The 10,897-nt window shown below is 60.6% G+C and carries 12 protein-coding genes; 6 read left to right on the top strand and 6 right to left on the bottom strand.

All coding sequences use genetic code 11. The features are described from left to right. From HMPREF2724_RS13120 to HMPREF2724_RS04030, 4 genes are all read left to right on the top strand, one after another. The coding region (locus HMPREF2724_RS13120) for an FAD-dependent oxidoreductase (RefSeq protein ID WP_246818203.1) at positions 1 to 525 on the top strand (525 nt) is incomplete at its 5' end. 47 nt (positions 526 to 572) lie between these two features. After that, entirely contained in the window at positions 573 to 770 is a 198-nt protein-coding gene (thiS, locus tag HMPREF2724_RS04020) for a sulfur carrier protein ThiS (RefSeq protein WP_070456393.1), read from the top strand. Between the two features lie 4 nt (positions 771 to 774). Next, positions 775 to 1,554, top strand: a complete 780-nt coding sequence (locus tag HMPREF2724_RS04025; RefSeq protein WP_070456391.1) for a thiazole synthase — start codon at positions 775 to 777, stop codon at positions 1,552 to 1,554. Continuing rightward, positions 1,554 to 2,690, top strand: coding sequence for a ThiF family adenylyltransferase (locus HMPREF2724_RS04030; RefSeq protein ID WP_070456389.1), 1,137 nt, complete (start codon positions 1,554 to 1,556; stop codon positions 2,688 to 2,690). The genes HMPREF2724_RS04025 and HMPREF2724_RS04030 overlap by 1 nt, the downstream gene beginning before the upstream one ends. A 14-nt stretch (positions 2,691 to 2,704) precedes the next feature. Here HMPREF2724_RS04030 and HMPREF2724_RS04035 read toward each other — a convergent pair whose 3' ends face one another. From HMPREF2724_RS04035 to rimM, 6 genes are all read right to left on the bottom strand, one after another. Continuing rightward, positions 2,705 to 4,810 carry a YhgE/Pip family protein gene (locus HMPREF2724_RS04035; protein ID WP_070587396.1) on the bottom strand — a complete coding sequence of 702 codons (2,106 nt, stop codon included), beginning with the start codon at positions 4,808 to 4,810 and terminating at the stop codon, positions 2,705 to 2,707. Between the two features lie 118 nt (positions 4,811 to 4,928). Next, positions 4,929 to 7,259, bottom strand: coding sequence for a Tex family protein (locus HMPREF2724_RS04040; protein WP_070587285.1), 2,331 nt, complete (start codon positions 7,257 to 7,259; stop codon positions 4,929 to 4,931). Between the two features lie 182 nt (positions 7,260 to 7,441). After that, positions 7,442 to 8,023 (bottom strand): hypothetical protein, encoded by a 582-nt coding sequence (locus HMPREF2724_RS04045; protein WP_070587287.1) that lies wholly within the window; start codon positions 8,021 to 8,023, stop codon positions 7,442 to 7,444. 202 nt (positions 8,024 to 8,225) lie between these two features. Continuing rightward, positions 8,226 to 8,588, bottom strand: a complete 363-nt coding sequence (locus HMPREF2724_RS04050) for a hypothetical protein (RefSeq protein WP_070518844.1) — start codon at positions 8,586 to 8,588, stop codon at positions 8,226 to 8,228. After that, a complete protein-coding gene (trmD, locus tag HMPREF2724_RS04055; protein ID WP_070587290.1) occupies positions 8,578 to 9,444 on the bottom strand; it encodes a tRNA (guanosine(37)-N1)-methyltransferase TrmD in 867 nt (288 codons plus the stop codon). The genes HMPREF2724_RS04050 and trmD overlap by 11 nt, the downstream gene beginning before the upstream one ends. Then, on the bottom strand, positions 9,441 to 9,941 hold the full coding sequence (gene rimM, locus HMPREF2724_RS04060) for a ribosome maturation factor RimM (RefSeq protein WP_070587292.1): 501 nt from the start codon (positions 9,939 to 9,941) through the stop codon (positions 9,441 to 9,443). Before rimM ends, trmD begins: the two co-directional genes overlap by 4 nt. A 146-nt stretch (positions 9,942 to 10,087) precedes the next feature. Between rimM and HMPREF2724_RS04065 the strand changes: the two genes are divergently transcribed. Then, entirely contained in the window at positions 10,088 to 10,498 is a 411-nt protein-coding gene (locus HMPREF2724_RS04065) for a cupin domain-containing protein (RefSeq protein WP_070587401.1), read from the top strand. 116 nt (positions 10,499 to 10,614) lie between these two features. Then, positions 10,615 to 10,897: TetR/AcrR family transcriptional regulator (locus HMPREF2724_RS04070; protein ID WP_246818204.1), on the top strand; the 283-nt coding region annotated here is incomplete at its 3' end.

Here is a 10,897-nt window from a genome sequence, read left to right on the forward strand (position 1 = left end):
TTCGCCGCAGACCAGGTGGTGCTGGCCGCCGGACTGGGGGCGAATGGTCTTAGCGAATGGTCGCAACCGCTGCGCCCAGTCTACGGCGACATCCTGCGCCTACGTGTGCCAGAGCAACGCCGCCCGCTGCTAGACCGCGTGGTGCGCGGATTCGTGGAAGACCGTCCTATCTATCTGATTCCACGCGGTGACGGAACCATCGCCGTGGGCGCGACCAGCCGCGAGGATAGCCTCAATGCCCCGCTGGCCGGCGGTGTCTGTGACCTGCTGCGCGATGCCATCCGGGTGCTGCCGGGCATCGAAGATTGCGAGTTCCTAGAAGCCACCACCGGCGCCCGCCCGGGCACGCCTGATGATCTTCCCTACCTGGGTCGCGTGAGTGACAGGCTCATTGTCTCCACCGGGTATTTCCGCCACGGTATCCTGCTGGCCGCCTTCGGTGCACGGTGTACGCGCGAGCTCGTCCTCGGCGAGGACCCCAGCATCGACCTTTCGGCCTGCGACCCGCTGCGCTTTGCGCGCTAGAGCCGAAGTAAAGACAGCCATATCGAGACAGATATATAAGGAACACGATGACAATCACCTACAACGGTCAGAAGATGGATACCACCGCAGCAACAGTGGCGGCACTGATTGCCGAGGTCAATGCACCAGAGGCGGGCACTGCGGTGGCCATAAATGGCGCGGTGGTTCCACGCTCGGCGTGGAAAGACACCCGCCTCGAAGAAGGCGCGGTCATCGATGTTCTTACTGCAATCCAGGGAGGCTAGTAAAGTGCTGACAATCGCAGATAAGAGCTTTGAATCTCGGCTCATCATGGGAACGGGTGGCGCAAGCAGCCAGGACGCGCTGGAAAAAGCGCTGGTAGCCTCCGGCACGCAGCTGACCACCGTGGCGATGCGCCGCCACAGCGCGCAGGCAGGTGGCGAGAGCGTCTTTGACTTGCTGCGCCGGCTTAACATTGAGCCGCTGCCGAATACCGCGGGCTGCCGCACCGCGCGCGATGCCGTGCTCACGGCGCAGCTGGCACGCGAGGCGCTAGGCACCAATTGGGTCAAGGTAGAAGTCATTGCGGATGAGCACACGCTGCTTCCCGATGTCGTAGAAACCATCGACGCCACCGAGCTCCTCGTGGCAGAGGAGTTTACGGTCTTGGCCTATACCAGCGATGACCCAGTGGCGGCGCTGCGCTTGGAGGATGCGGGCGCTTCCGCCGTGATGCCGCTGGGAGCGCCCATCGGCACGGGGCTGGGAATTTTAAATCCCCACAACATCGAGCTCATCGCCGCGCGCGCCAATGTACCCGTGCTTGTCGACGCCGGCATCGGCACCGCCTCCGACGCCGCCCTCGCGATGGAGCTAGGCTGCGACGGGGTTCTGCTGGCCAGCGCTATCAACCGCTGCCAAGACCCCGTGGCCATGGCCCACGCTATGCGTCATGCGGTGGCCGCCGGGCACTATGCCCGCCAGGCAGGACGCATCCCGCGCCGCGAGCATGCCCAAGCCTCTTCAACCTTTGAAGGCCTTGCCAGCTGGGCCGATGAGGTGCTCTAGTGGGCCTTAGCGAACTCGAGTCTGCCCGCACCGCGCGCCAACAGGTGCTAATCGGCCAAGATGCGCAGGTTGCTCTTAACCGCGCGCACGTGCTCATCGTGGGTGCGGGCGGATTGGGCTGCCCGGTCCTGCAGCAGCTGGCCGCCGCGGGTATCGGGCACATTACGCTCATCGACGATGACGAGGTAGCGCTGAGCAATATCCACCGCCAGGTGCTCTTCGGCGTGGATGACGTGGGCCAGCCCAAAGCCGCGGTCGCCGCCCGGCGCGCCCGTAAACTACAGCCAGAGATACACATCGAGGCGAAAGTCGCCCAATTTAGCGCAGACAATGCACTGCAACTGTGTCAGGACACAGACCTCGTCATCGACGGCACAGATACCTTCGACACGAAGTACCTCATCGCCGACGCCTGCGAGGCAACCTCGACTCCGCTGGTCTGGGGCACCGTCTTGGGTTTTCGCGGCGACGTAGCACTATGGCATTCAGGCACTAACACACCGGATGGCCGCGGCTGCGGTTTGCGCGACCTCTTCCCTGCCGCTCCCACTGCCGATGCCCTTCCCGATTGCGCCAGCGCCGGTGTTCTGGGAGCTACCACCTCCGTCATCGGCGGGCTGATGGCCACCGCCGCGATTGGCTGGTTCACCGGAATCGACACCACCGTGGGCCAGGTATCCAGCTACACCGCGTACCCAGCGAGCCTGCGCAGCTTCCGCGTCAGCGCCGATCCTGGGCGCGCACTATGCACCTCACTGGAAGCTCATGCCGAGCTCAATTCTAACGCCAGCGTTGCTGCTAGCGCTGGCGTTGCTGCTAGCGCTGGCGAAGCTGCGGAGTGCTTCCTCGACATCCGTGACCCGTCCGCACTGCTTTATAGCTCGCTGCCGGCGAACTTGCGCCAGCACGCTCTGCCTTTTCACAAAATTGCGGCAGGCACCGCCGGCGATGAGATGGTGCGCGCAGCACTGGGCTCCTTAGATGCTCCGGCTGGCGGCACCGTCTGGGTAATTTGTGATTCTGGCAGCCGCAGCGCCGGTTTCGCGCTGCGCTATGGCGAGCTCGCCGCGGGGCTTGGACTGCGGCTGCGCAGCTACCCCGGCGGCGCGGAGCGCCTACACCGGGAGCTTGGTTAGCTCGCGCACGCCGCTTAAGCCGTGGTCGCTGCCATGACCTTGTGCTCGTCCAGCAGGCGCGCGGTGCCGTGGTGGCGTGCGCGGAAGATGAGGTAGCTGGCGGCTACCGCCAAGACGGTGACGCTGAACAAGACCATGATGCCGCCGGCGAAGGTGCCATCATGAATGCCATCGGTGGCGCGGGTGAAGGCGTTCTTAGCATAGGTCATCGGGTGCAAAGGATGCAGCAAACGCAGCGGTGCCGGGATGGCCGCCGTGGGCCACACGCCGCCGAAGACCATGACTCCCATGGCAAAAACGCCGACCGAGAAGATGGCGCCAATCCTGCGCCCGAAGGTCACCAGCAGCAGCTGGTAGGTGGCAGCGCCCACCATCGCGATTGCTGCGAGCACTCCCAGCATCATCGGCCAGCTTGCCGGGTGCCAGCCCATAAGCGTGGACATCAGCGCCATACCCAGCAACAACAGGAAGTTGATGCCGCTAACCACCGCGAATGCGGGCAAAATGCCACGCAGATAATAAGGCAGGGTCATAGCGAGCAGCAGCATGGCTAGGAAGCCAAAGACGAGCACCAGAAGCATCGAGACGCCGCCCGTGATTTCCTTCTTGGTTGGGTCGACGGCGCTAACGCCGGTCTGCACCGGATGGACGTTGGATTCGGTGAAGTTGATCGGCACCGCCATATTCTGTGCCGTCGCGTCGGGCTGGGTAATATGCGGGGCCTTCTCAGCACCCTCCCCCAGCTTCGTGGCGAGCTGACCCGAACCATCCTTGAGCCTATCGATGCCGTCTTTCAATTGGGCACCGCCGCCCTTCAACTGACCGGTACCATCCTTAAGGCTCGTGGTGCCCTCTGCCAAGCGTCCCGCACCTTCATCCAGCTGCACGGCGCCGGTAGATAGCTCGCCCACGCCGCTTTTCAGCTGTCCGGTTCCCTCCGCCAGCTGATGGGTGCCCTGGTTGAGCTTGAGCATGCCACCTAGGTACTCGGAATTCGGGTCGGACAAGTTGTAATTCAGCTGCTGCGTACCATCACGCAGCTTCTCCAGCTGGGAGACCATGTTGCTGCTATTTGCCGGATCCAGCTTCGTCAGCAAAGTGGAAAGCTGGTCTGCCTGAGCCGTCATTCCCATTCCGCGCAGCACATCCACCAAGCCGATGAGGTTCGGCACCACTAACTGTGCTTGCTGCAGGAGTGGGATGAGCATGCCGGTGAGCTGGCCGACGCCGCCTTCGATTTGGCTGGCGCCTTCGCCAAGCTTGCCCGTGCCCTCCAGCAACTTATCGGAGCCCGTCGCCAACTCATTCGCGCCGTCGTCAAGCCGACCCGCGCCCGTGGAAAGCTCGCTTACGCCCTGGACCAGCCGGCCAGTGCCATCGTGCAGCTGACCCGCACCGTTGTTGAGCTGGCCCGCTCCGGCATCCAGCTTGTCGATGCCGGTCACAGCCTTCTCGCCGCCAGCCTGGAGCTTGCCCACGCCCTCGTCAAGACGGCCTGCGCCTTCGGCCGCGGTACCAATGCCATCGCTGAGCTTGACCATGCCCTCGATGACTTGATCCGCATACTTTTTGGAAATCGCGTTTTCAACGCTGGTCTGCACCTGCGGAACCAGGCTCGAAGAAATCCCCGAGCCATTCGTTCCGTAATAGTCGTTGCTGGCGAAGTGGATCTGCGGTTTGACCGGCTTATCGCTAATGATGGTGACCGCTTGCTCCGAGAAAACCTTTGGGATGGTCACCACCATCAGGTACTTGCCCTTTAACAACCCATCGTTTGCCTCCTGAGCGTTCATCTCGGCGAAGTTCAGGTAGTCAGTTTCCAGGAGGCCTTCTACTACTTGATCGCCGTAGTTGACGTATTTGCCCTGCTTTTCCACGCCGGCGTCCTCATTGACCACCGCCAAGTCAATCTGCCGCATGTACTTGGAAGGGTCCCACATCGCCCACATCATCGTGGCTGCGAGGATGACTGGCGCTACCAGCAGGAAAACGATCAGCACCCGCGAGAGTGCGCTACGCGGGCGCCAGTCCAGGATGCGATGCCACCCCTTCGCTTCTGTTTCCTGCACGGCATGGGCAGCCGGCTGCGTGGCGTCGAACGGCGTTTGTTTCTGGTGCAAGGCGAAACCCTCCCTCATGAAGGTATGGTGACCGCGGTCACCCTTTTGTTTGTTTCACCAAACTTATCACTAACTCACCGCGCTGCACTAGCACGCCACGAAGCAACTTTTAATAAATTTAGTTGCCGAAGCCGGCCTTCTTCAGCGCATCCGCCATGGAGCCGCCGGCGGGACGCCCACCGGAATTGCCGCGGCCGCCACGCGCTCCACGGCCACCCTTGGCCCCATTGCCAGTGTTGCCGCCTTTGCTGCTACCGCCGTTGTCACCACGCTTGCCACCACCCTGGCGTTGTGCAGGCTGGCCTGGTTCATCATCGAGGCGCAGCGAGAGGCCGATGCGCTGACGCTGCACGTCAACCTCCATGACTTTGACCTTTACTACCTGCCCGGAGCGCACGACCTCATGTGGATCGGAGATGAACTTATTGCTCATCGCGGAGACGTGTACTAGGCCGTCCTGGTGCACTCCGACGTCCACGAAGGCGCCGAAAGCCGCAACGTTGGTGACGGTCCCCTCCAGGATCATGCCCGGTACCAGGTCCGAGACTTTGTCCACGCCTTCCTTGAAAGTAGCGGTCTTAAACTCTGGACGCGGGTCGCGGCCAGGCTTATCCAGCTCGGCAATGATGTCGGTGACAGTCGGGACACCGAAAGTATCGTCAGCGAAGTCTGCCGGCTGCAGTTTCTGCAGCACTCTGGAGTTACCGATAAGTTCAGCCACGCCGAGCCCCGTGGACTCCGCAATGCGGGCGACCACCGGGTAGGCCTCCGGGTGCACGGCGGAGGAATCAAGTGGGTCAACGCCGCCATTGATGCGCAGGAAGCCTGCTGCCTGCTCGAAGGCTTTCGGCCCCAAGCGCGGAACCTTCTTGAGTTCCTTGCGGGATGCGAAGGAACCGTTCTCGTCACGGTAGGCCACGATGTTGGTGGCGATGGTGGAGTTTACGCCCGCCACGCGCTCAAGCAGCGGAACAGATGCGGTGTTTAGGTCAACGCCGACACCGTTTACTGCATCCTCAACCACGCCGTCGAGGGTGCGCGCCAGCGAGGTCTGGTTGACATCGTGTTGATACTGGCCCACGCCGATGGCCTTCGGATCAATCTTGACCAGCTCAGCCAGGGGATCCTGCAAACGGCGTGCGATGGAGACTGCACCACGCAGCGAGACGTCCATGTCTGGGAACTCATCCGCGGCAAGCTGGGATGCGGAGTAGACGGAAGCACCCGACTCAGAGACCACGACCGGAGTTGGGCGCTGGCCGCCGGCCTGCTTCAACATGTCAGCGATCTCGTTGGCCAGCTTCTCCGTCTCACGAGACGCAGTGCCGTTGCCAATGGCCATGAGATCCACCGAGTGCTTCGCACACAGCGTGGCCAGAGTGTTTACTGCCTGGCTCCACTGGTTCTGCGGCTGATGCGGATAGACAATTGCGGTATCAAGAACCTTGCCGGTGGAATCAACTACAGCGCACTTCACGCCGTTTCGATAGCCCGGGTCCAGTCCAATCGTGGCGCGTTGACCCGCCGGTGCCGCCAACAAGACGTCGCGCAGGTTGGTAGCAAAGACCTTGAGCGCGCCCTCCTCCGCGATTTCTTTGAGGCGCATGCGCACATCAAGGCCAGAAGAGATGTAGAGCTTCGTGCGCCAGCCCCAGTGCACGGCGTCGGAAAGCCACTTGGAATCCTTAACCGCAAGATCAAAACGCTCGGCAATCATGCCCTCATAGACTTCGTCTTCACCGGCATCCAGGTTGAGCTGGAGAACGCCCTCGTTCTCACCGCGCAGCAACGCCAGGATGCGGTGCGAGGGCAGCTGGTCGAAAGGCTCAGAGAACTCGAAGTAGTCCTTAAACTTGGCGCCTTCGGTTTCCTTGCCAGCCACCACGGAAGCACCCATGGTGCCCTCGTTGAACATGCGCTCGCGCACCTCGCCGACCAAGTCGGCGTCGAGAGCAAAACGGTCAATGATGATGGAACGCGCGCCCTCGAGAGCCTTCTTGGTGTCTTCAAATCCTTCAGTCAGGAACTGCCCCGCCATCTCTTCTGGATTGGCCGTGGGGTTCTCAATGAGCTTGTCCGTCAACTCTTCCAGGCCGGCCTCGCGAGCGATGTCGGCCTTGGTCTTGCGGCGCTTCTTGTATGGCAGGGACAGGTCTTCCAAACGCGCCTTGGTCTCACACTCGAGAATCTGTGCACGCAGCTCGTCGGTGAGCTTTCCTTGCTCATCGATAGCCGCCAAAATTGCCTCTTTACGCTCTTCCAATTCGCGCAGGTACGTCGCGCGCTCCTCGATGGTGCGCAACTGCGAATCATCCAAACCACCAGTGGCTTCTTTGCGGTAGCGCGCGATGAATGGGACAGTGTTTCCCTCCGCCAGAAGCGTCAAAGCAGTCTCAACCTGAGACTCCTTTACACCAATCTCTGCGGCGATGGTAGCTGCAATCTTCAAAAGAAATCCTCACCTTTGTGGCTGATTTTCTGGACTCAACAAAGGTACCGCACCGCCCTTTCATCCCAGCGATGAGCGCTCCAACTCCTCAATTACTTCCCCTCACGCAGTAACGCCCCAACACATTCGTGTCGGGGCGACTCGTTCAGGAAGCGAAAGCGCTTTGGCGTGCTGGCAGAGTGCTAGTAGATGAGAACTGCTGCGTTGTCGCCTCCAGAACAGCGGACAGAGGAGGACGTGCCGGAGCAGTACATGTCGTAGTTGCCGCCGGTAGCCGGAGAATAAACCTTCAGCGTTGCGTTCGGGGAGCCGGTCGCGGCGTAGTTGCTTACAAAGGATGAATAAACATTTGCTGCAAAGCTTTGCGAGGTGTTGCCAGTGAGCGCTCGATAGCTGGAGTATCCAGAGGAGTAGGACGGAGCTTGTGCAACGCGCTCAACGGGTACGACGGGTTCTGGCGCCTGCGCGGTCACGGTGGCCGGGCGCTGCTCAGTGACAGTTACTGGGGCAGCCTCCTGTGCAGGGGAGACGAGTACTGGGGAGGCCGCACCAGCAGCAGCATCATCAGAGCCGCCACTTTTGCCCATGAACGCCATGACGCCCGCCACGATTGCAGCCAAGCAAAGACCAACGATGGCCGTAATAGCCACCGTCAAGCCGGTTGATATCCCGCCGCGTTGCTCTGTGGGTGCCACGTAGTTATCTGCCGGATCGGGGAAACCAGCGACGTTGTTGGCCGGAGGGGAAGTATTGGGGATGGACATGCGTTGCACCTGCCTTGTATCGAGTAAAGAGAGAAGGAAGAAAGGAGACTTCCTGTTGATGAACTCATGTTAAGACGGGCGCTGCCAACGACGATTGAATCCGGGGAACATTCCTCTTTCCGCAACTCACAAGATGATTTTGCAGCAACTAATCAGAGGGCGAGGTTCCCCATTTTCGTCGCCGAAGTTACTACCTAAAGATTTATGGTTGCCACGCGCAGGCGGTACCCAACCCAAACTCGGTATGACCGATCTCGGAGGTGCCGTACCACAGCGTGTGCGGCGGCAAACAGTCCACCACCACCGCGGTGACCTTATGCAAGGGCAGGTCAGAGCTGCCATTGACGATGACGCGCCACACGCTCTCACCTACTGGTGCGCTGCCGTGCTTGGACATGTACTCGTTGACCAAGATGTTGTCTGGCTCGCAGGTAAAGGAGATGACCTCCGCGCTGATATTCGCCGGCTCATAGCCGCCTTCTGCCAGCTGCTGCGGCATGTGGGTAAGAATGTCATTCCATTCTTTCTCCGTCATCAAAATAGATAGATCGGTACTAACTTCCATTGCGTAGCTGCTCCAAGTACTTGCGGTCGGCTTTATCGAGCTCCACGCCGTCCAATAGCTCGGGGCGGCGTTCAAAGGTGCGGCGCAGGGATTGCTCGCGGCGCCACCTATCCACGAGCGCGTGGTTTCCAGAGGTCAGCACCTCAGGCACGGCCAGCCCGCGCCATTCACGTGGTTTGGTGTAGCTCGGCCCCTCCAGCAAACCATCGGAGAATGAATCTTCCTCATGAGAGCGCTTGTTGCCCAGCACTCCTGGGATTAAGCGCACGATGGCCTCGGCCATGACGAGCACCGCCACTTCCCCGCCGATCAACACGTAGTCACCGATGGAGACCTCGCGTACGCGGTAGCGCTGCGCTGCATCGTCAATGACGCGCTGGTCGATGCCCTCGTAGCGCCCGCAGGCAAAGACGATATGTTCCTCATTGGACCACTCTTGGGCGTCTGCCTGCGTGAAAGGTTTTCCGGCAGGCGTCGGGACGATAAGCAGCGGCAAGGACAGATCCTCGGCAACGCCGTCCTCCCCTACCGACCGCTCGTAGCCGGTGGCCTCCACGCCCTCGACGTCGTCGTGGCGCGGCTTATTGAGGTGCGGGAGCGAGGATTCCAGGTCCGCGGTGCGCGCGGCGCCACTGGCGACGTCGTCAAGCGCAGGGCCCCAGACCTCCGGCTTCATCACCATGCCGGGGCCGCCACCGAAGGGCGAATCATCCACCGACTTATGTGTATCGGTGGCCCAGCCGCGCAGATCGTGCACGCCCACCGAAAGCTTGCCCTGCTCGATGGCCTTGCCCAGCAGAGCATGACGCAGCGGGTCTAGGTATTCAGGGAAAATTGTGACGACGTCTAGCCTCACAGCTCTAGCAATCCTTCCGGTGGCGTAATCGTGCAGGTGCCTTCCTCAAGGTCGACCTCGGGGACAATCTCCTCGACAAAAGGAATCAGCGCTTCCTTGCCATTTTCTAGGCTGACCAACAACAAGGACTGCACCGGGCCGTGGGTGACGCCGGTAACCTCACCGATGTCGGCCCCCTCGTGGATGACGCGCAGACCCTCGAGCTCGTGGTCGTAGAAACCTTCGTCGTCTGGGTTATCCAGTGGCGGCGCAAAAAATTGGGTGCCGCGCAGGCTATCGGCTGCGGTTCGGTCTTTTACTTCCTCGAAGGTAATGAGCAGGCGGCCTTTGTGCGCGCGCACTGCCTTGATGGTGAGATCGTGTTCCTTCTTTCCCTGGCGGCCATGGAGCACCTCGCCCACCGCGAAACGGATTTCGGGCTCGTCGGTGGTGGCTTCGACGCTCAGCTCGCCTTTGATTCCGTGCGATTTGATGACACGGCCGATCATTAGTTCCATTTGCTCAACTTTAATCGCTTCCAACTGACGGCACGAACTACAATATTTTATACGGCTTGAGTCTTATTAAATCTGATGTTTTTGGGTAACGTTGAGAATGAAACCACCGCCTTTAGATAAAGGAGAAGCCCATGACAGATAGGCCCGTGGCAGAGCTTCCAATCAATGACGTAACCACCTTCGACAATGCCAGCCATCACGGCGAGAAAATGCTCAACCTGGACCTCCTGGCGGAGGCGCCGGAGCCGAACGCGCAGCGCCCACGCCCGGCCGTCAAACGCGTGTTAAGCGCCGATGGCGGCAACCTCATCCTATTCACCTTTAACGCGGGCCAAAGTTTGCCGGATCACAAGGCTGCACATCCGATTACCGTACAAACGTTGCGCGGAGAAGTCTTGTTTACGTGTGGAGGCAAAGAAGTCCTCCTCCGGCCAGGCCAGATCATCCACCTTCCGGCCTATGTTCCACACCGGGTTGACGCGGTGGAATCTGACGGCGATTCACCGGCAATTATGCTGCTCACAATGTTGACAGGAGAAACAATAGTAAGCGCTTAAGACGGTGATAGCATAGCCAAATCATGAGTACCTCCAAGCCATATCATCACGGAAATCTGCGCGCGGAGATGTTGCGTGTAGCAGTAGAGCTCGGCCGAAAGCATGGGCCTGACGCGGTGAGCATTCGTGCAGTCACGCGCGCCATTGGTGTGTCCCCCACCTCAGCGTACCGCCACTTCACGGATCAGGAGGAACTGCTACGCGCGGTTGCCGACGCCTCGATTGATGAGCTCCTCAAGCGCCTCGACGCCGCGCTGATCGAGGCCGAGGACTTCGCCGCGCAGGAAGAAAGTCCAGGCCCCATTCACGTCGAGCAGCTCATGCACGCCGCAATGGCTTATCTCCGCTTCGCTTTGGACGAAAACGGCTTCTTCCAATGCATCTTGTCTGGACGCGGCT

It is taken from the genome of Corynebacterium sp. HMSC071F07 (assembly GCF_001810285.1).
In the GTDB taxonomy this organism is placed as follows: Bacteria; Actinomycetota; Actinomycetes; order Mycobacteriales; family Mycobacteriaceae; genus Corynebacterium; species Corynebacterium simulans.